This is a genomic window from Halorubrum ejinorense, from assembly GCF_055389685.1.
The window spans coordinates 2,006,710-2,028,513 of the sequence record NZ_AP043777.1 but is presented as its reverse complement, the minus strand read 5'-3'; the positions used below and the strand labels follow the sequence as shown (position 1 = coordinate 2,028,513).

Genomic DNA, 21,804 nt, shown 5'->3' with positions numbered 1-21,804 from the left:
TCACACGGAATCCCTCCGCGGGCGACGCGGCCCCTCCTGACGACCGAGACGGATCGGACGAATCGGACGGCGCGGGCGACGCGGCCGAGGCGGACGACTCGACCGACGCGGCCGGGGCGACGAACGGCCCCGTCACGAGACGGCGGCTGCTCGGCGGGGCCGCGACCGGCGTTGCCCTCCTCGGCGGCGGCGGGCTCTACGTCGCGAACGAACTCGACGCCGGGTTCGCCGGCTACGAGGCCCCCGAGACGCAGCCGATAGTGAGCACCCGCGGGCGCCTCGACGAGAGCGACCCGACGGCGCGGTCGGGTTCGTGGGCGTTCGGCGACGCCGACGCCGTGGTGCTGTTCGTCCACGGGCTCGGCGCGGACGCCGAGTCGGCTCGCGATCAGGCGTACACCGCTCGGCTGGGACTCGCGGCGGCGACGGAGGGGTCGACCGAAGCGGACGCCCTCCCCGTGATCGGCTACTCGTGGGCGTCGGACGTCGACTGGGGACCGGCGAAGGCGACCGCCGACGAGAACGCGGCGCCGCTCGCGGACTGGCTGGTGCGGTGGGCCGACGAGGACGGACGACCGGTCCACCTGTTCGCGCACTCGCTCGGCGCCCGCGTGACGGGCGCGACGCTCGGCGAACTCGCCGACCGTGGCCGGACAGCCGTACTCGAATCGGTGTCGCTGTTCGGCGGGGCGATCCCGCACGACAGCGTCGCCGAAGGGGGGAGGTACGGGCCGGCGATCGACGCCCTCGACGCTCCCGTCTACAACTTCCACAGTCGGGAGGACCGAGTCCTCGGCTGGGTGTACCGGGCATCGGACCGGACCCGCGCGGTCGGCCACGGGGGAGTCTCGGACGCCGCGGCCACGCCACCCGACTACACCGACGTCGAGGTCACCGACCTGGTCGCGGACCACTACTCGTACTTCGAGCCGGAGACGGGCTGTCTGCCGCGAGCGGTCGGCCGGATCGGGCTCGACTGAGTCGGCGTCGGCGCGGGCGTGGTCGGCGTGGCCACGTCCGTCGCCGACCCCGGAACCCCTTTTACCGGCGCGGTCGACCCTTCAGGCATGATCGACGAGACCGTCGCCGAGATACGGGCGATGCGGACCCACAGCACGTCGGCGGTGGCCGTGAAGGCGACGCGCGCGCTGGGCGACCTGCTCGAACGGGAGTACGTCACCGTCGACGAGTTCGAGCGCGACCTCGAGCACAACGCGGGCGTGTTGCGCCGGTCGAACCCCTCCCACGCGGCGCTCCACAACGCAATGCGGGAGGTCGAGCGCTCCATCGTCGGCGAGGCGACGAGCGTCGAGAGCGCGAAACAGCTGTTGGAGGACGTGATTGCCCGCGTCACCGAAGACATCGAGACGGCGAAAGGCGAGGCGGCCGCCAACGCGGCCGAGCACATCGACGACGGCGACACGCTGCTCGTCCACGACTACTCGACGACGGTGCTGGAGGCCATCGAGAACGCGGCCCGCGACGGCGCGCACCTGACCGTCTACGTCACCGAGGCGCGCCCGCGGACCCTCGGCCGCAAGACCGCTCGCGCACTCGCCGGAATGTCGCGCGTCGACACGCGGATGGTCGTCGACAGCGCGATGGGGTACGCGCTCCGGGACTGTGACCGCGTCGTCCTCGGAATCACCTGTATCACGGGCGGCACCTACTACAACCGGATCGGCACGTTCCCCCTCGTGGTGACCGCGCACGAACTCGGCGTCCCCGTCACCGCCGTCGGCTCGGGCGCGAAGACCATCGAGGAGTTCCGGTTCGAAAACGAGTTCCGCGACGCAGTCGAGGTGATGCGCGAGCCCGTCGAGGACGTCGAGATCGAGAACCCCAGCTACGACGCGACGCCGATCGGCATGATCGACACCGTGATCACCGACGACGGCGTCCGAGACTGAGCCGCGACCGCTCGACCTCGACGGAACGTCCGTCGTTTGGTCGGCCGCGCTCGATGAAGGTGGTACTAAGCCGAAGGACCGAAATCCCGCCGGAAACCGGAGAAGCGCGCCCAAAGAGATTAGTGTATGAACCGTGTTAACGCACCTAATGACCATGTCACCGGGATCGACGGCGGTGTTCCAGATCCCCGATCAGGGGGTGACGGCGGCGGGCTGTTCGAGCGGCTGGTGCGAGGTGGCGGCGGCCGTGACGGAGCCGGGCGCGATCACGGCGGTCGCGCTCGTCGGTCTCCTCGCGCTGCTCGCGTTCACGTACGTCCGCGACGCGGAGGCGGCCTGTCGCCGCGAGCGGCGTCGCGTCCTCGACGAGCGAGACGCGTTCGAGACGTTCGCGGACCGGGTTGCCGAGATGGACACCGTCTCGGCCGCGACGGACTCGACTCCGGCCGGAGTGCCCGCGGGCGCGCTCCGCGGAATCGGCCGGGCCGAGGGCGGCGGTCATCCGGGCGGCACGTCCGGCGGCGGGGACGTCACGCTCCGCCGGGTGATGACCGCGTACGACGACACCGTGTTGTCGCTGCCACACTACCGTGAGGAGTACGACGAGACGGCGACGGAGAGCCTGGCGGCCGAACTCGGGCCGGACACGACGACCGCGCTGGCGACGGACGGCGGGCTGTCGAGCGGCGCGCAGTCGGCGCTCGTCGATCGGAGTCGCCGCGCGGCCGACGCGCGCACACGACTCGCCGAAGCCATCGAGGAGGAGATCGACGAACTGGCCGACCGCGAGACGACGCTCTCGGGGATCGACCGCAGCCGGCGCCGGCTGCTCGGCCACTTGGAGGGGATCCGGTCCGGGAACGAGGCCGACGCGGCGCTCGACGTCTGGAACCGACTGAGCGACCTCGAAGACGAGTGCGACCGGCTCGCCGCCGACCGGCAACGCTCGCTCGACGATCCGCCGATGAGCGCGGGAGCATCCATAGAAGAGACCGAAAAGGCGTTTTACGCGTATCTCTACGACCGCACCGACGGCCCGCGCTACCCGGTGCTGGCGCAGGCGGCAGAGCTCGCCGAGAGCGTCCGCGCGGACAAAGACCGCGTCGCGACGCGGATCGCCGGCGACCGCTGACGCCCCCGAACGCAGTTTTACCGGCAGGTTCGCGCAAACACGTCCGTTCCGAGAGGCGCTCTCGTCACCGTCTACGGCGAGGCGCTCTCGTCACCGTCTGCGGCGAGGCGCTCTCTGTGGAGTGACACTGAGGCGACCGTGACGATTTCCGCGACGACGGCCCGACGGGGAGAAACTCCAAACTACCGGATTGTTTATGAGGATAGGGCGGAACTGAGGGCGTATGAGTTGGCAGAAGGCGGAACGAGCGTTCACGGACGACGCGATCGCCCGAGAGACGCTCCCGCGCATGTTCGAGCGCACCGCGGAGCGACACGGGGGGCGCGTCGCCCAGCGGTACAAGGGGGGAGTCCACGACCGGTCGCTCGTCTCCGCGGGGGTCGTGCCGCCGGCGGCAGCGGGCGAGTACGCCGACCTGACGTACGACGAGATGCGCGAGATCGTCCGCAACCTCTCGGCCGGGTTCCGCGAGTTGGGCGTGGACGGCGACACGCGGCTGGCGCTGTACGCGCACACCCGCATGGAGTGGGCGCATACTGACTTCGCGGCGCTGTCGGCGGGCGCGGTCGTGACGACCGTGTACGCCTCCTCGTCGCCGAACCAGTTACGATACCTGCTGGAGGACCCGGGGGCGACCGCGGTCGTCGCCGAGAACCGAGCGATGCTCGACGACGTGCTGGCGGTGCGCGACGACCTCGAACACGAACTGGACGCGATCGTGACCTTCGACGACGTCGACGCGGCGGAAGTCGACGACGACGTGTACACCTTGGGAGAGGTCCACGAACTCGGCGCCGACGCGTTCGACGAGGCGACCTACGAGGGGTGGATCGACGCGCTCGACGTCGACGACCTCGCCAGCCTGATCTACACCTCGGGGACCACCGGGAAGCCGAAGGGCGTCCGGCTCACGCACGGCAACTTCCGCGACAACGTCTCGCAGTGTTACCGGCGGTTCGCCGACCGCCCGGACCGGGACCCGGAGGCGCCCGGCATCTCCGCGGAGACCACCACCCTATCCTTCCTCCCGCTCGCGCACGTCTTCGAGCGGATGTCCGGCCACTACATGATGTTCACGGCGGGCGCGACCGTCGCCTACGCGGAGAGCTCCGACACGCTCCGGGACGACTTCCAGCTCGTCCGACCGACGACGACCACGAGCGTCCCTCGCGTCTACGAGAAGCTCTACGACGCGATCCGCGAACAGGCGAGCGAGTCGCCGGTCAAAGAGCGGATCTTCGAGTGGGCCGTCGACGTCGGGCAGACGCACCACGAGACCGACGATCCGGGAGTCCTCCTCGACGCCAAGCGCGCGGTCGCCGACCGGCTCGTCTTCTCGTCGGTACGGGAGGCGATCGGCGGGAATTTCGACTTCTTCATCTCGGGCGGCGGCTCGCTGTCGGCCGAGCTGTGCTCGCTGTATCACGCGATGGACCTGCCGATACTGGAAGGGTACGGACTCACCGAGACCTCGCCGGTGATCAGCGTTAACCCGCCGGAGGAGCCGAAGGTGGGAACGATCGGCCCGCCGGTCGTCGACACGGAGATAGCCGTCGACGACGGCGTGGTGGGCGAGGAGGTCGCGGACGTCGACGGCGACGTGGGCGAACTTCTCGTCCGCGGCCCGCAGGTGACAGAAGGGTACTGGAACCGTCCGGACGCGACCGCGGAGGCGTTCACCGACGCGGAGGTTCTCGGCGACGACGTCGTGACGGCCGGGACGCCGCCGGACCAGCGGATCGGTCCCGGCAGTGGGGGAACGGACGAGACTGACCCGGCCGAGGAGCCGTGGTTCCGCACCGGCGACATCGTCCAGCTTCGCCCCGACGGCTACATCGCGTTCCGCGAGCGGGCGAAGCAACTGCTCGTGCTCTCGACGGGGAAGAACGTCGCCCCCGGGCCCATCGAGGACCGGTTCGCGGCCAACGAGTTCGTCGAGCAGTGCGTCGTCCTCGGGGACGGTCGGAAGTTCGTCTCCGCGCTCATCGTCCCGAACTTCGAACGGATCGAGAAGTGGGCGGAGAACCGCGGGCACGACGTCGCGGACGACCGCGCCTCGCTCTGTCGCGACGACCGCGTCCGCGAACGCATTCAAGAGGAGGTCGACCGCGTGAACGAGGAGTTCGAGTCATACGAGCGCATCAAGCGGTTCCGGCTCGTGGAAGAGGAGTTCTCCGAGGACAACGACCTGCTCACCCCGACGATGAAAAAGAAGCGTCGGAACATCCTCGACTGGTTCGCCGACGAGGTGAACCTGATCTACGAGGGCGAATAGCGCCTCTCGCGGTCGACGGAACTGACAACGGCTATACGGCGTGATTCGGTACATACTCGAACGGTGTCACCGATACCCCCTCAATACGGCTTCGCCGTTCTCGGCGGACTCTGTACCGGCCTGGGGGTCAGACACCTCGCGTTCGGCGGCGGTGGCGTGGGACGGCTCCTCGAGTCCGCGCTGATCCTCTCGCTGTCGGGAGCCGCGTTCTACACCGCTTACGACCTCCCGCGCTGGGACCTCTCCGAGTCGGGTCGGTGGCGCGCGGTGCGGATCAGCGCGCTGGCCGCCCTCTCGTTCGCCGCGCTCGCCGGGATCGTGTGGATCATCTGGCTGATCGACCACCACGCGTTCAAGCTGTCCTTCCTGCTGTCGTTCGCCGCGAGCCTCGGCGCCGCGGTCGGATCGCGGGCGAGCCTCTACGCGGTGAAATCCGAGGAGAAGCTCACCGAGGCACAGGAGCTGGCGACGCTCCTCTCGATCAACGACCGCGTGTTGCGACACAATATCCGGAACGAGCTCTCGGTCGGGCTCGGCTATCTCGACGGGATCGAGGAGACGGAAGACAGGGCGGAGATCGCAGAACGGGTGGGGATCGTTCGGAACCACCTGGAGGACCTCGTGGAGACGAGCGAACGAACGCGACGCATCGCGTCGATCTGGCGGACCGACACGCTCCACTCGATCGACCTCGTCGCGGTCGTGGAAGAGCGCGCGTCTCAGTTGACGGCGGAAGACGACGAGGCGACGATCCGGACCGAGCTTCCGGACGACTGCGTCGTTCGGGCACACCCGGCGCTCTCGCTCGCGATCGAGGAGGCACTCCGCAACGCCGTCGAGCACAACCCGGACGGCGTCGCGATCACGGTCCGCCTGTGGCGGGACGAAGACGGCGACGTTCGCGTCGACATCGCGGACACCGGACGGGGCATTCCCGAGAACGAACGCCGGACGCTCCGGAACGCCGAGGAGACCCCGCTCGAACACACCGAGGGACTCGGCCTCTGGATGATCTACTGGACCGTGACCCGGTCCGGCGGCACGGTCGAGTTCGAGGACAACGACCCGCAGGGAACAGTCGTTCGGATTCGGCTCCCGGGTCAGAGCGGTTCGAACGGACCGAGCGACGGCGAAACCGAGACGTGGAGCCCGAGCGAGACCGACGACCGGTGAACCCGGAACGGGGGGAACGGCTACGGTAGTCGCTACGCGGAGGAGACGGTCGACTCCGGGCGCTCGTCGCGCTCGGCGGAGTCGTCGTCGACCGCGTCGGGGTCGGCGGTCGCGTCCGCCGTCACCGGCTCACCGAACGCGTACACCGTGTTGTGGCCGGTCACTTCGACGCGGAGGAAGTCGCCGACCTCGATCCCGCGATCGCTCGCGCCCTGGACGATGATCTGACGGTACGCGCCGTCGCGACACTTCACCGAGTCGCCGGTTCCCTCCTCGACGACGAGCACGTCGTAGGTCTCGCCGACCATCGACTCGTACGCCTCGCCGACGACCTCCATCTTCAGCTCGGACATCGCCTTCGAGCGCTCCTTCTTCACGGTCCCGCCGAGCCCCTTCATGTCGGCGGCGTCGGTGCCGGGCCGCTTCGAGAAGCGGGTGACGTTGATCTTCTCCGGGCGGACCTCGGCGAGGAGGTCCATCGACAGCTCGTGGTCGGCGTCGTCCTCGGTGGGGAAGCCGACGATGAAGTCGGTCGAGAGCGTCCAGTGGTCGAGCCGGTCGTCGAACGTCGCGACGACCTCGCGGAACTTCTCGACGCGGTGCTGGCGGCGCATGTCGGCGAGCACGTCGTCGGAGCCGGACTGAACGGGGGCGTGGATGAAGTCGTACAGCTCCTCGTTTGCGGCGAACACGTCTGCCAGCTCCTCGTGGATGCCGTGGATCCCGCCGGGGTTCGCCATCCCGAGCCGGACGCGGAACTCGCCGTCGATGTCGCAGATCCGGTCGAGCAGTTCGGGGAGCTTCCGGTCCCCGTCGTCCCAGCCGTACACGCCGGTGTCCTGCCCGGTGACGCGGATCTCCTTGGCGCCGGCGTGGACCAAGGCCCGCGCCTTCTCGACGTTCTCCTCGACCGAGGGAGAGTCGACCCGCCCGGTGGCGAACTTGGTGATACAGTACGAGCAGTTGCTCATACAGCCGCGCGCGATGGGGAGGATGCCGACGACGCCGTCTAAGACCGGCTCGGCGTCGGGCGTGACAGTGGGACACTCGCCGTTGAGCACGTAGGTCGGCACCTCGTCCCAGTGGAGGATCTCGGCGTCGACGTCGGCCTCGGCGAACATGTCTCCCTGCGCGAGCGCCATACAGCCGGTGACGACGAGTTCGGCGGTCGTCTCCGACAGCTCCTCGGCGCGGCGGAGCATGTTCCGTTCCGTTTTCTCGACGACGGTACAGGTGTTGAGGATGGCGACGTCCGCGTCTTCGGGGCCGTCGGCCGGGCGGTGACCCCCGTCGCGGAGGGCGCGCTCGATCTCCCGGCTCTCTCCCCGGTTCGAGCTACAGCCGTACGTTTCGATGTGGTACGTCGCCATCGGAGTGCGTTTAGTACCGGTTCCGAGGGCAAAAACGCGACGGATCGGCGCGTCCCCGAGTCACAACGGAGGCCCACGGCCGGGACGGCAGACCGGAGACTGACGGGGGGACGCTGAAGGAGAAAACGTGAGTGACAGCGGTCGTCGGTGCGGACGACGGGCGTTCAGTCTTCGGCGACGGCCGCGGCGGTCGAGTCCGTCTCCGGCGCCGACGCCGACTCGGCGGGAGCTTCCGGCTCTTCGACGGCGTCGCGGTCCGCGGGCGGGACGGCCTGATAGACTGAGCGGCGGGCGTCGCGCGGACACAGCCCCTCCTCGACGAGGCCGACGTCGGTGAGCTTCTCGACCGCGAACCGGACGGTGCGGGTGGAGAGCCGAGTCTCCTCCGCGAGACCGGTCTGGTCGAACCGACCCTCCGCGTCGAGCACGTAGTAGACCAACTTGGCGCTCGGCGGGAGCGGTTCCAGCAGTTCGCGGGTGCCTTCGTCCATACGTTATCTACAGGAGAGAATCGCGCATAACCGTGGCCCGCCTGTGCGGCGTCCGCGCACGGCAACCGGGTTTTTATATATCAGTTTCCGGTGCGGAACTCGAACCGAGCGCCGGTGTCGGGGTCGCCGTCCGAGTCGTCTGCGGGTCCGCCGGCGTCGATCGACATCGACCACCCGTGTGCGGCCGCGATCTCGCGCACGATGGCGAGCCCGAAGCCGGTTCCGTCGGGAGAGCCCGAACGGCCGTACGTCGTCGCCTCGTCCGGATCGATGTCGAAGCCGGTCCCGTCGTCCGCGACGTAGAACCCGTTCGGAAGCGACCCCACGGAGACCGTGAGATCCGCCGTCGCGCCCGGCTCGTCTCGGCTACCGGCGGAGCCGTGCTCGACGCCGTCGTCGGGCGGAGCCCGACGTTCAGTGGAACCGTGTTCCACGCTATTCGTGAACAGGTTCTCCAAGAGGGTCCGGAGTCGCTCCGGGTCGGCGTCGACCGCGGACGTCGCCGCCGAGAGGTCGAGCGTCGCGTCCCCGGTGTCGACGGTGCGCCACGCGTTCTCGGCGGCCGCGTCGAGCGAGACCGACTCGATCTCGTCGACCGTCCGCCCCTGTCGCGCCAGCGCGAGAAGGTCGTCGATCAGTTGCGTCATCCGGTCGTGGGCGTCTTCGACCCGGTCCAGTTCGTCGAGGACGGCCGGGTCGTCGGTCAGCGACCGGGCGAGGTCGGTCCGGCCGGTGGCGACGTTGATCGGGTTCCGGAGGTCGTGTGAGACGAGTCCGGCGAACTTCTCCAGCCGGTCGATCTCCCGCTGGAGGGCGGCGTCGCGGTCGCGGAGCTGTTCGGTCCGTTCGGCGTGGTCGAGCGCGACCGTCACGTTCGCGGCGAGCACGCGGGCCAGTTGGAGGTCGGTGTCGTCGAAGAAGCCCGGCTCTCGCGAACCGAGGGGCATCACGCCGTGGTCGCCGAGCGGCACGACCAGGAGACCCCGGAGGTCGCCGTACCCGACCGCGGTGTCGACCGCGTCGAGGTCGTCGACGACGATCGGCTCGCCGGACTCGAACGCCTCCCAGACGCGACCGTCGGTGTCGCCGAACGCGGGCCTGTCGCCGAAGGCGGCGGTCGCCTCGTCACTTATGGCGGTCGGACGGAGGAGGTTCGCCTCGGGGTCGTACAGTCTGACGCCGCTGTTCGGGAACTCGAGGATGTCGATGGCGGCGCGGGCGGCCAGCGCGGCGATCTCCTCGCGGCTCTCGCCGCCGAACATCTCGCGGGTCGTCGCGTGGAGCTTCCGGAGCGTCCGTTCGACCCGCTTCTGCTCGTCGATGTCGGCGTAGACGGAGTAGACGACCGACTCCTCCGGCTGAACCACGGGGATGGCGTGGAGGATGAAGTTCCGGAGCCCCTCGGTCGTCCGCCGCTCGACCTCCAGTCTCGCGGGTTCGTCCTCGGCGATCAGTCGTTCGTGGTCGAACCCCGCCGCGTCGGGCGGGACGACCGCGTCGACCGTCGTCTCGTAGCTCGACTCGTCGGCGTCGTGTCCGAACGTCTCGACGAACGCGTCGTTCGTCTCGACGAGCGTTCGGTCACCGTCCTCGGCGACGGCGGTCCGCGCCATCGGGAGCGGGAGGTTGTCGAACAGCGCGGCGAGGCGGTCGCGCTCCCGCATGAGGGCGTCCTTCGCCTCGATCTGCTCGACGGCGTCGGCCGCGTGGGTGGCCAGCAGTTCCGCGAACTCGACGTCTCGCGCGTCGAACGCGGCGTAACCGTCCGAGACGGCCTGTAAGACGCCGTGAGGCCCGATCGGGACGCTGATCGCGGACCGCACGTCGTCGGCCACCGGATCGGCCACCTCGGCCCCGTCCCGCCTGTCTCCCCGAACGGACGGCCGGTTCGCGTTCGTCGGGTCCTCCATGTCGTCGGGGTCGGCGGGGTCGGCGGAGACGTTGTCGACCACCATCGTGCGTTCCTCGGCGATCGTGGTCCCCACGACGCCCTTGCCGACGTCGAACGACCGGACCTCGGCCTCGGTGACGCTCTCGGAGAGCGCCACCGGAACGACTCGATCGCCGCGGCGGCGGGCGACGACACAGCGGTCGAACGCGAGGATTTCCTCGGCCGCGTCGACGGTGCGATCGAACACGGTCGCCACGTCGGTGACCGACGCCAGCTCCGTCGCGAACTCGTGGATGGCCGTGACCTTCGCGTTCACCTCCCGGAGGTCACGCTCCGCCCGACGCCGGCCGAGCGCGTTCGCGACGCTGTTCGCGAGCATCTCGTAGCGGTCTCGACCCGCCCCCTTCTGGAGGTAGTCGGTGACGCCGGCGGTGATCGCCTCGCTCGCGATCTCCTCGCTCCCCTTCCCGGTGAACAGCACGAACGGGAGTCCGGGGTCGACCTCGCGGGCCGCGTCGAGGAACTCCAGCCCGTTCGAGCCCGGCATGTCGAAGTCGCTGACGACGCAGTCGACGCGCTCGCTCCGGACCACGTCGAGCGCCTCGTCCGGGGACACCCGCGTGACCGTCTCGATGCCGTCCACGAGTCGTTCGACGTGGGTCGCGGCGAGGTCCGCCGCGCCCGGTTCGTCGTCGACGAACAGCACCCGGCCCGGTCCGTCGCCGCTCCCTCCCGATCCGCCCGACGCGGCCGAGTCGACGTCCGTCGGCGGGTGACCGGAACCGGTGTTCATGTGGCCGATAGACTGGCCACTGGTAATTTTACCTTTCGCTCCGGCTACCGAAACTGAAAACGGGAAATCGGCGCGCGGGGAATAACGCCGGTCGACCGGCGAACGCCTACAGGAAGTCCTCGACGTGGTCGGCGACCTCCTCGGGGGTGTCGCCGACGGGGACGCCCGCGTCGTTGAGCGCGTCGATCTTCGACTGGGCGGTGCCCGTGCCGGAGCCGGAGACGATGGCGCCCGCGTGGCCCATCCGCTTGCCCGGCGGCGCCGTGCGGCCGGCGATGAAGCCGGCGACCGGCGTGTCCATGTTCTCGCCGATGAACCGCGCGGCCTGCTCTTCGTCCTCGCCGCCGATCTCGCCGCACATCACGACCGCGTCGGTGTCGGTGTCGGCCTCGAACGCCTCCAGCGCGTCGATGAACGAGGTGCCGATGATCGGGTCGCCGCCGATGCCGATGGCGGTCGACTGGCCGAGCCCGCGCTCGGTGAGGTTGTCGACGACCTGGTAGGTGAGCGTGCCCGACCGCGAGACCAGCCCGACGTTCCCCTCGGAGAAGATGTTGCCGGGGAGGATGCCGAGTTTCGCCTCGCCGGGCGTGATGATGCCCGGACAGTTGGGGCCGAGCAGGCGCGTGTCCGTCTCGCTCAGGCGCTTGTTCACCTTCGCCATGTCCTGGGTCGGGATCCCCTCGGTGATCGCCACCGCGAGGTCGAGGTCCGTGTCGAGCGCCTCGAAGACCGCGTCGCCGGCGAACGCCGGCGGCACGAAGATGACGGAGGCGTCCGCGTCCTCGGCCTCGACGGCCTCGTCGACGGTGTCGTACACCGGAACGCCGTCGACCTCCTGCCCGCCCTTGCCGGGCACCGCGCCGGCGACGACGTTGGTGCCGTACTCGATCATCTGGCCGGCGTGGAACTTGCCTTCCCCGCCGGTGATCCCCTGAACCACTACTCTGGTGTCGTCGTCGACGAAAATGCTCATTGGGTCACCTCCTCCGCGTTCTTCACCGCACGCTGGACCGCGTCCTCCAGCGTCTTCTCGACTTCCACGAGGTCCGTGTTCAGGATCTCCATTCCCTCCTCGGCGTTCGTGCCGGCGAGCCGGACGACGACCTTCTTGGGTATCTCGTCGAACTGCTCTAAGGCCGTATTGATCCCCTTGGCGACCTCGTCGCCCCGGGTGATCCCGCCGAAGATGTTGAACACGACGGCGTCGACGTTCTCGTCGGAGAACACCATGTCGAGCGCCTGCGTGACGCGCTCGGCCTTCGCGCCGCCGCCGATGTCGAGGAAGTTGGCGGGTTTGCCGCCGTAGTAGTCGACCAGATCGAGCGTCGTCATCACGAGTCCGGCGCCGTTGCCGATGATACCGACGTTACCCGACAGGCGAACGTAGTCGAAGCCGTACTCGCCGGCCTTGCGTTCGAGGTCGTCCTCGTAGGACGCCTCGGCCATCTCGGCCAGTTCGGGCTGGCGGAACAGCGCGTCCTCGTCGATGTTCATCACGGCGTCCGCGGCCACCACGTCGCGGTCGCCGGTGATCATCACGGGGTTGACCTCGATCTCCGAGGCGTCTTTCGACTCGTAGAGGTCGTACAGCGTCGAGAGGATCGACGCCACGTCGAGGGCCACGTCGCCGTCGACGCCGGCCTCGTAGACGACCTTCCGGGCCTGATACGGGTGGAGCCCGAAGGCGGGGTCGACGTGCTCGCGCGCGATGGCGTCCGGGTTCTCCTCGGCGACCTCCTCGATGTTCACGCCGCCCTCGGTCGAGACCATCAGGACGGGCTTCCCCTCGCCGCGGTCCATCGTGACGCCGACGTACAGCTCGTCGACGAAGTCGACGCCGGCCTCGACGAGCACCGAGTCGACCGTGTACCCCTTCAGGTCCATCCCGAGGATCTCCTCGGCGTACTGCTCGGCCTCCTCGCGGTCGGTCGCGATCTTGATCCCGCCGGCCTTGCCGCGGCCCCCCACGTGGACCTGCGCCTTGATCGCGGCCGGGTAGCCGATCTCGTCGACGGCGTCGAGCGCCTCGTCGACGGTCGTCGCCAGCCGGGACTCGGGGACGGGGATCCCGGCGTCGGCGAAGATAGTCTTCGCTTGATGTTCGTGTAGTTTCATCCGTGTTGGATCGGTAGCGACTGCGGCTTAAATGGTGCCGATCCGGCGCGAGCGACGGGGGCGATACCCCTTTTTGTACTCCGAACGGTTGCGGTCCGTATGGACCCAGCCGAGTTCCTCGACGGGGGAGCGGTGAGCGTGTCGGCAGAGACGTACGCGGTCTGCCGGACCGACCGAGACCACCCCGCCGCGTTCGCGACGGTCCGGGAGGCGGACGAGACGACGGTCGTCGTCGAGCAGGACGACCTCGACGCGGTCGAGGCCGGCGACGCGGAGCGCGACTGGAAGCGCCTGACCTTCGAGATGGACCTCCCCTTCGAACTCGTCGGGTTCCTCGCGGCGGTCGCGACGGCGCTCGCCGAGGCGGAGGTCTCGGTGTTCGTCGTCTCCTCGTACGCGACCGACCACGTGTTCGTCAAGGAGGGAGACCTCCCGGCCGCCGTTCGGCGACTGGAAGCGCTGGGCTGTGCGGTCAGCGACTGAGCGCGGCTGTCCGCGCCTCCGGGACAACGCTCCGGGCGGTCCGCGCCGTCGGAACTACGCTCCGACCGGGTCGGGCCGAACTACGCCGCTTCCCCCGGCACCCATTTGCCGCTCGGGCGGGTAGTGTACTCAGGAGTTCGATTCCGGTATGATGCCACCAATCGTTCGTCGATGTCCGGAGTGCGGTACCAGGGGCTGGAGCCGCCGCTTCGCGGTCGTCGGCGGCGAGGACGGCCGCCGGTCGGTCGAGTGCCCGTCCTGTGGCCACCGGTTCGAGCCGATCGACAACTCGCTTCTCAACTGACCCGGCAGCGGCCCGCCGTCGCGGTTCCCCCGGCAGCGACGACTCAGCGCCGTCGGACGCCCACGAAGTAGGCGGGGTTACTGCTCCAGCGCCGCTCGAAGGTGGTCCGGAACGCGAACGCGACCTCCCACCCGCCGGCGTTCCCGAATCGAGTCCGTATTTCGTCCGGGGTAAGGCCGTAAATTTCGCCGTTGCTCCGCCGCGCGTCGCCGAGGACGCAGTAGAGTCCGCCGGGGCGGACCACGTCGGCGAGGCCGTCGATGAACCGGTCGCGCTCGCGGTCGCCGAGGATGTGGAACATCGCGGAGTCGACGACGGTTCGGAACGAGAGGTCGGCCGCCCGGAGCCGAGAGATGTCCAGCGCGTCCCAGACGAGGAACTGCGCGGCGATACGCCGCCAGCGCGCCTTCTCGTCGGCCTGTCGTATCGCCAGCGGCGAGAGGTCGACGCCGAGGACGTCGCACCCGTGTCGGGCGAGAAACAGCGACAGCTCGCCCGTTCCGCAGCCGACGTCGAGGACCGGGCTCTCGACGAGTCCGGCGTCGAGAAGCTCCACGAAGGCGCGCTGCGGCCGACCGATGTCCCAGTTGGGGACGCCCGCGTACGCCGCGTCGTAGACGTGCGTGATCGGTCGCTCTCGCGCGGCGTTCCGGCGGCTCATCTGCCGGCCCGTCGACCGCTCGAATTCGCGGGCCCGGTGGCCGTGGGTCTCATACTACCGACCGATCCGCCCCGTGACAATCAGTGTACCGGGGGTCCGGGCGTGGCAGGCGGTCCCCGCAGGGACGGCGGCCTCGCCGCGTCCACTCGGTGACCGGTCCGCGGTCTCAGTCCTCGTCGCCGAGGATGACGCGGTGCGTCATCGCCTCGGGGTCGAGCACCTCGTCGGCCTCCTCCTCGGTGAGGTACCCCTCACTCACGGCGACCGCCTTGACGGACTTGTCCTCGGCCAGCGCCTTCTTCGCCACCTTGCTCGCCTTGTCGTAGCCGATCGCGGGGTTCAACGCGGTCGCGAGCGCCATCGACTGCTCGACGCGCGTCTCGCAGTGCTCCTCGTTGGCCTCCAGCTTGGCGACGAAGCGCTCGCCGAACGTCGCCGCGACGTTCGAGAGCAACTCGGCGGACTCGAGGAAGTTGTGCGCGATGACCGGCTTGTAGAGGTTCAAGTCGATCTCGCCGCGCGCCGCGCCCGCCGAGACCGCGGCGTCGTTGCCCACGACCTGCTTGTGGACCTGATTGACCGACTCGGCGACGACCGGGTTGATCTTGCCGGGCATGATCGAGGAGCCGGGCTGGTTCTCCGGCTGTTCGATCTCGCCGAGCCCGTTCCGCGGGCCGGAGGCGAGCAGCCGGAGGTCGTTCGCCATCTTGTTGAGGCTGCCGGCGACGGTTCGGAGCGCGCCGTGCCCCTCGGCCATCGCGTCGTGGGCCGCCTGCGCCTCGAAGTGGTTCTCGGCCTCGCGGAACTCCGTCCCGGTCTCGTCGGAGATGTACTCCGCGGCCAGCGCCGGGAAGTCGGGGTGCGTGTTGAGGCCGGTCCCGACGGCGGTGCCGCCCAAGGCGAGCTCGCGCAGGTTCGACTGGACGCGCTCGGCGCGTTCGATCCCCTTCGCGACCTGCGTCCGGTAGCCGCCGAACTCCTGTCCGAGACGGACGGGCGTCGCGTCCTGGAGGTGCGTCCGACCTGTCTTGACGACGCCGTCGAACTCTGCCTCCTTGGCCTCCAGCTCCGCGTGGAGCGTTTCGAGGGCGGGGACGAGGTCCTTCTCGACGGCTTCGAGCGAGGCGACGTGCATCGCGGTGGGGATCACGTCGTTGCTCGACTGGCCGTAGTTGACGTGGTCGTTCGGGTGGACGACGCGGTCGCCGATCTCGGCGCCGGCGATCTCGGCGGCGCGGTTGGCGATCACCTCGTTGGCGTTCATGTTCGAGGAGGTGCCCGAGCCGGTCTGGAACACGTCGACCGGGAACTGGTCGTCGTGTTCGCCGGCGATGACCTCGTCCGCGGCCGCGACGATCGCCTCCGCGGTGTCCTCGTCGAGCAGACCGAGGTCGCGGTTCGCCTGCGCGGCGCCCTTCTTCACGACCCCGAGCGCGCGGATGAACCGCCGGCTCATCGGGATCCCCGAGACGGGGAAGTTCTCGACGGCGCGCTGGGTCTGTGCCCCCCAGTAGGCGTCGGCCGGCACCTGCATCTCGCCGAGGCTGTCCTCCTCCGTGCGGTAGTCGTCACTCATGCGCGGAGGTACCGCGGAGCGCGTGTAAAAGGTATTGAATGCGGCGCGTCGCGGTCGGTTTCGGAGCTCGACCAAGCAACCGGCGAGACGGGGCTCGCGGGTTCAAACCGAGCAAATTCGACGAAAATCGGCGCATCCGTCTCGGAGGTATAACCCTCGGCGTCCCCTCGCCCCTCGCGCACATGAGTCCGAACGACACGGCGGCCGGCGACTCGGCGGACGGGTCGTCGGTCCGCGAGGCGTTCGACCGAGACACGGTCGAGTCGGCGAGTAGACTCCTGATCGGCGCGCTGGCGATCGTCGGCGCGCTCGCGGTCGTCACGCTCCTCCCGGGCGTCGACCGACTCGTCCCGTTCGCGCCCGTGACGTTCGCCGCGGTCGCGACGGGTATCGTCGCGGTCGCCGTGGCGGGTATCCTCCTGTACGCCGCGCCCAAGTTCGCGCTGCTGACGCGGGCGGCGCTGGGCGGCCGAGTCGCGGACGGCGACGCCCCGCCGGACCGGATCGCCGAGAACGCCGGCGGGATGGCCTACTGGCTCGTCGTCTTCGGCGCCGTCCTCGTCGCGTACCGGGGGCTCTCGGGCGCCGTCGTTCCCCTCTTGAACGACGCCGCGTGGGCCTACGACGCCGCCTTCCTGTTCGTCGCGCTCGTCCCCGTCGTGTTCCTCGTCGCCCGCCTGACGGTCACGGTCGACCCGCTGGCCGAGGCGGTCGCCGACCGGGTCGCCGGCGACGAGGAGACCGGGGACACCGACGGCAGCGGTGCCGGCGACGACAGTAACGGAGCGGCCGCGACGGAGGCCGGAAACGACTCCTGACCGACTGACGAGCGGATCGCTGTCGAATCAGGAAGAACCGAGTCGGTAGAGAGCGTCTGAGGCCGTGAAATTCGACGGAGACGGATCCGGATTCAGGCCTCGTCGACCGGGAGCAGCCCGGCGTCGCGGAGGGCCTCGTCGAGGCTCCCGTCGCCGTGTTCCGCGTAGGCTGCTGGCGTGTAGGTCTTGATCTCGAGGGCGTGGACGGACTGGGTCATGTGGTCGCCGACCGCGTCGTAGACGCGCTGGTGTTGGTCGACGAGCGAGTCGCCCTCGAAGACGGGGGAAACGACGACGGCCGCGAAGTGTGCGTCCTCGTCCTCGTCGTTGTGGATCCGGGGCGCGGTCACGCGGGCGACGGCGTCCGCGACGTTCGCCTCGATGAGGTCCGCGACCTCGTCGGGTTCGATTGACATGCCCCCGCTCGGTCGCGGACGGGCAAAAGTCGACCGGCCCGCCGCGACGCTTCGCACGCGGGAGAGACCCTCCGAGGACCGCGTCGAGCCCGACTACCGTTCGAAGACGAGCCCGTAGTGGAACGGCGGGAGGTCGACCTCGCGAACGAGCGTCAGGTCGCCGGGCGTGCCCTCGACGGCCTCGCGGGTCGCCGCGGGCGACAGCCGGAGGTCGGTGGGCGGCCCGCGCGGTTCCCCCGTGATCCGCGTTTCCGCGCGCGGTCCGTCGCGCCAGTTGACGACGACGAAGCGACCGCCGGAAGCGAGCGCCTCACAGATACCGGATACGAACGACTCCGGGTCCGGAATCCCGTGAAAGGCGTTCAACAGGAGGCCGACGTCGACCGGCTCCGGGAGGAGGGCGGCGAGGTCGCGCGCGTCGCCCTCGACGGCCGCGACGTTTGCGATCCCCTGTGCGTCCGCGAGGCGTTCGAGTTCGGTCAAAAGAGCCGCGTCGACGTCGACGGCGTAGACGGTCCCGGGGTCGGCGACGCGCGCGGCGGGGAGCGCGAAGTATCCGTTCCCGCTGCCGATCTCGGCGACGGTGTCCCCGGACTCGATGCCGAGTTCGCGAAGCGTCTCGCCCGGCGTCGGCCACACGCGGCCCCACCAGTCCCAGTCCGGCTGTCCCGTGTTCCGGAATCGCCCCATGCGATTCATAGCCGCCAGCCGACGCTTAGGCGTTGCGAGTGCGGCGACGCTGACCCGGGCCTCCGAGCCGGGCCCCGCCCGGCCCTCAGACGCGGTCGAGCCGCGAGAGCCCGCGCCAGATCGCGTCGACGAGCCGGGACTCGGGATCGCCCTCCGACTCGGCGGCGTTCCACCCGCGCGCGACGGCGTCCTCCAACGCCGCGAGCGAGTGGTTCTCGAAGTTGTTCATCCCGCGGAACGACTCCAGCGCGTCGCGGGCGTCGCCCCCGAACTCCGCGGTCGCCTCACCGTCGTAGAAGCCGAGGTCGGCGAGCGCCGACTGGACCGCGACGGCCGTCTCGCCGGTCAACTCTCGGGTGTTCTCCGGCGCCTCGCGTTCGAGCAGCGTCACGTCGTATATTTTGAAGACTCGCTCCAACTCGTCGATGGGGCGCTCGTGGTCGTCGACGCGCACGTCGACCCAGCGGTCGTTTCTCCCGTCGTAGCCGCCCTCGGGCTTGGCGACGTACAGCGCCGCGGACTGCTCGCCCCGCTTGTCGCCGCCGGCCTCGTTGCCCGCGTGGAGCGCGGCGATCAGCCGCTCCGGCAGGCCGGCGTCGGTCTCCTCGAACGCCGCGGCCATCGCGTCGAGCGTCTCGGCGTTCTCCAGGATGTTCCCCTGAACGGCGTAGTGGTCGCCCTGCCGGTCGCCGGCGTGGTCGTGGCACTCCTCGCCCGTGAACGCCGCCGGGTCGTCGTCCGGGTCGACGCCGACGATCCCGACCTGTCGCGAGGGGGACTCGTCGTCGTCGGCCGTGAGTCGGTCTATCGCTTCGGCCGGGTCGTGGCCCTCCCTGAGCAGGTCGAGGCCGTCGGGACCGTAGGCGACGTTCGCGAAGCTCTGCGTGGCGACCGCGCCGGCGTCGGCGCTCACGAAGGGCACGACGGCGCCGACGCTGACGAACTTCGACTGGACGGCGACGCCGACCGCGCCCGTCTCCGGGTCGCGGGCGGCGATCGAGAAGGTCGAGGGACGCGGACTCATGCGAACGTACTGTCGGTCGCCGCGATCATAAATCCGGGCGTCGCCGCGCTCGACCGGTCGGGTCGCCGGCTTCGTCTCGGTCCGAGGTGAACCGCCACGAGACCATCGCGGGGCGCTCAGCGTCGCGCTTCTGAACGCTTATGCCGGCCGACCCACTTCCTTCGGGTATGAGCGACGACGACGCCGTCGATGTCGAGTCCCCCGACGACGCCGACGCGGCGAAGGCGAACGGCACGGCGGAGGCGACCGCCGAGGGCGACGAGTCGCCCGCATTGGCCGCGGCTGTCGCCGAACACGACGAGGCGCTGGCTCGCGAGGTCGCGGCGCTGGAGGCCGACCTGGCCGAGGCCCGCGAGGAGCTCCGCGAGCGCGACGAGGAGGTCGAAGAGCTAACGAGCAAGCTCGCCCGGGTCCGCGCCGACTTCAGCAACTACAAGGAGCGCGCGAAACGGAAACAGGAGGACATCCGCGAGCGCGCCTCGGAGGGGCTCGTCGAGCGGCTCACCCCGGTACGCAACGACCTCCTCCGCGCGCTCGACCAAGACGAGGGGAGCGACCTCCGGCCGGGCGTCGAGTCGACGCTGGAGAAGTTCGACGAGGTGCTCGCCGAGGAGGGCGTCGAAGCGATCGAACCCGAGCCCGGCGAGTCGGTCGACCCCGCCAGGCATCAGGTGATGCTCCGCGTCGACAGCGACCGTCCTGAGGGTTCGATCCACGAGGTGTACGAGCCCGGCTACGAGATGGGCGACCGCGTGCTCAGCGAGGCGAAGGTGACCGTGAGCACCGGCGACGAGGCGTAAGGCGCGACGGGTACCGCGGACCGCGTTTCACGACCGAACCGTCGCCTCGTAGGCTTCCGCCAGTTCGTCGAGCCCCGCGTCCGGCTCGGCCGTGTGCGGCACTGACAGCGGCGAGACCGACACCTCGCCGTCGACGACGGCCCGGCGGTCGGTCCCCACGGGGTCGGGTACGTCGCCCTCGTTCATGCGGCCCCAGATCGGGTCGCTGAACCCGACGCGACCGTCGCCGTTCCGTTCCGCGCGCATCCCGTACCACGTCGAGGGGGTCGTGACGCGGAGCGGCGCGCGGTCGTCGTCCGCGATGGGCGCGTTGATGTTGAGGTAGTCCGCGCGGTCGAACACGCCGGCGTCGGCCGCCTCGTCGAGGAGGAAGCGAGTCGCGCGGGCCGCGTGGGCGAAGTCGGGGCCCTCGAACGAGCGTTTCCACCAGTCGTCGCCGCCGGGGACGTACATCGAGGTCGCGACCGCGGGCACGTCGAAGAACGACGCCTCGACGGCGGCCGAGACGGTCCCCGACCGGCCGAGCGTGTAGGCGCCGAGGTTGGCTCCCTCGTTACAGCCGGCGACCACGTAGTCGGCGTCGGGGACGAGCTCGTCGAGTCCGGCGACGACGCAGTCGACGGGCGTGCCGTCGACCACGTAGCCAAGCTCGTGGTCGTCGACGGCGACGTCGGCGGAGAGGAGCCGACCGACGGACGACTGGTCGTCGGCCGGCGCGACGACGGTCACGTCGTACTCGCCAGAGAGGGCGTCGTAGAGGGCGCGAAGCCCGGCGGCGTCGATGCCGTCGTCGTTGGTCAACAGGATCCGGTCGACGCTCATACCATTGTCACGGGCGGTTCGGGCAAAAGTCCACCGTCGGCGGCGCGCGACGGGGCCGACGCGTGACTGCCACGGACGCGTGACGGGGCCGACGCGGTGGGCAATCGCGTACCGAACGGAAAAGCACACGTACCGCCGGGCCGACCGCCCGATATGGGATTCGGGGACACCGCAAAGAAGATCCAGACGCTCGCCGACCGCGCCGAGCGGACGTACAAGAAGATCAGCGAGCTCCGCGACGAGGTCGACGAGACGCAGGAGACGGTGATAGACACCTCCGAGCGCGTCAAGACGCTCGAAAACGAGATGGCCGAACAGCGGGCCGTCCTCGACGCCGTCGCGGAGGAGGTCGGGGTCGACCTCGACCGCGTGAGCACCGAGGCGCACATCACGGACGCGGAGGAGACGGCGGCGGACGGCGACGACGCCGACTCAGTCGCCGACGGCGCGTAGGGTTCGAGTCCGGAGGCGTCGGCGCTTACTCGTCGCTCGCGTCGCCGTCCGCGTCCGCCCGCGACACCACTTCGGCGGGGACGCCCGCGACGGTCGCCTCCGCCGGCACGTCGTCCGCGACGAGGGAGTTCGCGGCGACGCGCGCGCCCTCGCCGATAGTAACGCCGGGGAGCACGACCGCCCCCGCGCCGATCATCGCGTCCTCCTCGACGACCACGTCGCCGAGCCGGTACTCCTCGGTGAGGAACTCGTGGCACAACAGCGTGGCGTCGTAGCCGATGATCGCGTCGTCGGCCACGGTGATCCGTTCGGGCCAGAACACGTCCGGCGTCGACTCTAACCCCCACGCGACGCCCGTCCCGACCGTGACGCCGATCCGGCGCAGGAGCCAGTTCTTCAGCCGGAGGCTCGGACAGATCCGCGCGAGGACGATGACGACGTAGTTGCGGACGACCGCGAGCGGCGACTTCGCGTCCGGCCACGACCAGAGGGAGTTGCGGGGTCCCGGCGTCGGGACCCGGTCGAGTTCGTCGCTGCGAGGCGGGTCCGCGTCGTCGCGCGTCGCGTCCGCGTCGTCGGTTGTCACGTCGCCCCGTTCGGACGG

General features: G+C 69.8%; 21 protein-coding genes. 9 read left to right on the top strand and 12 right to left on the bottom strand.

What is annotated here, in order from left to right; all coding sequences use genetic code 11:
* The first annotated feature begins 146 nt into the window (after positions 1–146).
* The 5 genes from ACZ5KW_RS11520 (at position 147) to ACZ5KW_RS11500 (ending at position 6,490) form a co-directional block, all read left to right on the top strand.
* Complete coding sequence (locus ACZ5KW_RS11520; protein WP_343776982.1) at positions 147–980, top strand: DUF726 domain-containing protein; 834 nt, start codon at positions 147–149, stop codon at positions 978–980.
* 87 nt (positions 981–1,067) lie between these two features.
* Positions 1,068–1,910: an eIF2B alpha/beta/delta subunit family protein gene (locus ACZ5KW_RS11515; RefSeq protein ID WP_343776515.1), complete on the top strand. Its 843-nt coding sequence runs from the start codon at positions 1,068–1,070 to the stop codon at positions 1,908–1,910.
* A 148-nt stretch (positions 1,911–2,058) separates the two neighbouring features.
* Complete coding sequence (locus ACZ5KW_RS11510) at positions 2,059–3,042, top strand: DUF7260 family protein (RefSeq protein ID WP_343776513.1); 984 nt, start codon at positions 2,059–2,061, stop codon at positions 3,040–3,042.
* A gap of 223 nt (positions 3,043–3,265) precedes the next feature.
* On the top strand, positions 3,266–5,317 hold the full coding sequence (locus ACZ5KW_RS11505; protein WP_343776511.1) for an AMP-dependent synthetase/ligase: 2,052 nt from the start codon (positions 3,266–3,268) through the stop codon (positions 5,315–5,317).
* Positions 5,318–5,380: 63 nt separating this feature from the next.
* On the top strand, positions 5,381–6,490 hold the full coding sequence (locus ACZ5KW_RS11500) for a sensor histidine kinase (protein WP_343776510.1): 1,110 nt from the start codon (positions 5,381–5,383) through the stop codon (positions 6,488–6,490).
* 32 nt (positions 6,491–6,522) lie between these two features.
* On the opposite strand, the gene ACZ5KW_RS11495 is transcribed toward ACZ5KW_RS11500, so the two are convergent.
* The 5 genes from ACZ5KW_RS11495 to sucC all read right to left on the bottom strand — a co-directional run bounded on the left by ACZ5KW_RS11495 (position 6,523) and on the right by sucC (position 13,153).
* A complete protein-coding gene (locus tag ACZ5KW_RS11495) occupies positions 6,523–7,860 on the bottom strand; it encodes a tRNA (N(6)-L-threonylcarbamoyladenosine(37)-C(2))-methylthiotransferase (protein WP_343776509.1) in 1,338 nt (445 codons plus the stop codon).
* 164 nt (positions 7,861–8,024) lie between these two features.
* A complete protein-coding gene (locus tag ACZ5KW_RS11490) occupies positions 8,025–8,351 on the bottom strand; it encodes an ArsR family transcriptional regulator (protein WP_343776507.1) in 327 nt (108 codons plus the stop codon).
* A gap of 80 nt (positions 8,352–8,431) precedes the next feature.
* Entirely contained in the window at positions 8,432–11,035 is a 2,604-nt protein-coding gene (locus ACZ5KW_RS11485; protein ID WP_343776505.1) for a hybrid sensor histidine kinase/response regulator, read from the bottom strand.
* A 106-nt stretch (positions 11,036–11,141) separates the two neighbouring features.
* The gene (gene sucD, locus ACZ5KW_RS11480; RefSeq protein ID WP_343776504.1) at positions 11,142–12,011 is read right to left on the bottom strand and encodes a succinate--CoA ligase subunit alpha; all 870 of its coding nucleotides are present in this window, start codon (positions 12,009–12,011) and stop codon (positions 11,142–11,144) included.
* The gene (gene sucC, locus ACZ5KW_RS11475) at positions 12,008–13,153 is read right to left on the bottom strand and encodes an ADP-forming succinate--CoA ligase subunit beta (protein WP_343776502.1); all 1,146 of its coding nucleotides are present in this window, start codon (positions 13,151–13,153) and stop codon (positions 12,008–12,010) included. The genes sucD and sucC overlap by 4 nt, the downstream gene beginning before the upstream one ends.
* Before the next feature lie 99 nt (positions 13,154–13,252).
* Between sucC and ACZ5KW_RS11470 the strand changes: the two genes are divergently transcribed.
* Complete coding sequence (locus ACZ5KW_RS11470) at positions 13,253–13,636, top strand: ACT domain-containing protein (RefSeq protein WP_343776500.1); 384 nt, start codon at positions 13,253–13,255, stop codon at positions 13,634–13,636.
* 347 nt (positions 13,637–13,983) lie between these two features.
* Here ACZ5KW_RS11470 and ACZ5KW_RS11465 read toward each other — a convergent pair whose 3' ends face one another.
* Together ACZ5KW_RS11465 and ACZ5KW_RS11460 are read right to left on the bottom strand one after the other, a co-directional pair.
* Positions 13,984–14,601 (bottom strand): class I SAM-dependent methyltransferase, encoded by a 618-nt coding sequence (locus ACZ5KW_RS11465; protein WP_343776496.1) that lies wholly within the window; start codon positions 14,599–14,601, stop codon positions 13,984–13,986.
* Between the two features lie 166 nt (positions 14,602–14,767).
* Positions 14,768–16,177 (bottom strand): class II fumarate hydratase, encoded by a 1,410-nt coding sequence (locus ACZ5KW_RS11460; protein WP_343776494.1) that lies wholly within the window; start codon positions 16,175–16,177, stop codon positions 14,768–14,770.
* A gap of 182 nt (positions 16,178–16,359) precedes the next feature.
* Here ACZ5KW_RS11460 and ACZ5KW_RS11455 point away from each other — a divergent pair, with 182 nt between their 5' ends.
* Positions 16,360–16,995: a hypothetical protein gene (locus ACZ5KW_RS11455; RefSeq protein WP_343776492.1), complete on the top strand. Its 636-nt coding sequence runs from the start codon at positions 16,360–16,362 to the stop codon at positions 16,993–16,995.
* A gap of 92 nt (positions 16,996–17,087) precedes the next feature.
* Here the strand turns inward: ACZ5KW_RS11455 and ACZ5KW_RS11450 are convergent, their stop codons facing one another.
* The 3 genes from ACZ5KW_RS11450 to ACZ5KW_RS11440 all read right to left on the bottom strand — a co-directional run bounded on the left by ACZ5KW_RS11450 (position 17,088) and on the right by ACZ5KW_RS11440 (position 19,125).
* A complete protein-coding gene (locus ACZ5KW_RS11450; RefSeq protein WP_343776490.1) occupies positions 17,088–17,411 on the bottom strand; it encodes a BolA family protein in 324 nt (107 codons plus the stop codon).
* A gap of 93 nt (positions 17,412–17,504) precedes the next feature.
* Positions 17,505–18,101: a class I SAM-dependent methyltransferase gene (locus ACZ5KW_RS11445; protein WP_343776488.1), complete on the bottom strand. Its 597-nt coding sequence runs from the start codon at positions 18,099–18,101 to the stop codon at positions 17,505–17,507.
* A gap of 85 nt (positions 18,102–18,186) precedes the next feature.
* Positions 18,187–19,125: a DUF1028 domain-containing protein gene (locus ACZ5KW_RS11440; protein ID WP_343776486.1), complete on the bottom strand. Its 939-nt coding sequence runs from the start codon at positions 19,123–19,125 to the stop codon at positions 18,187–18,189.
* Between the two features lie 167 nt (positions 19,126–19,292).
* Between ACZ5KW_RS11440 and ACZ5KW_RS11435 the strand changes: the two genes are divergently transcribed.
* On the top strand, positions 19,293–19,925 hold the full coding sequence (locus ACZ5KW_RS11435) for a nucleotide exchange factor GrpE (RefSeq protein WP_343776484.1): 633 nt from the start codon (positions 19,293–19,295) through the stop codon (positions 19,923–19,925).
* A 27-nt stretch (positions 19,926–19,952) separates the two neighbouring features.
* Here the strand turns inward: ACZ5KW_RS11435 and surE are convergent, their stop codons facing one another.
* A complete protein-coding gene (surE, locus tag ACZ5KW_RS11430; RefSeq protein ID WP_343776482.1) occupies positions 19,953–20,747 on the bottom strand; it encodes a 5'/3'-nucleotidase SurE in 795 nt (264 codons plus the stop codon).
* A gap of 153 nt (positions 20,748–20,900) precedes the next feature.
* On the opposite strand from surE, the gene ACZ5KW_RS11425 reads away from it, so the two are divergent.
* On the top strand, positions 20,901–21,200 hold the full coding sequence (locus tag ACZ5KW_RS11425; RefSeq protein ID WP_343776480.1) for a DUF5798 family protein: 300 nt from the start codon (positions 20,901–20,903) through the stop codon (positions 21,198–21,200).
* A gap of 25 nt (positions 21,201–21,225) precedes the next feature.
* On the opposite strand, the gene ACZ5KW_RS11420 is transcribed toward ACZ5KW_RS11425, so the two are convergent.
* Positions 21,226–21,786, bottom strand: a complete 561-nt coding sequence (locus tag ACZ5KW_RS11420) for an acyltransferase (RefSeq protein WP_343776478.1) — start codon at positions 21,784–21,786, stop codon at positions 21,226–21,228.
* Positions 21,787–21,804: the final 18 nt, after the last annotated feature.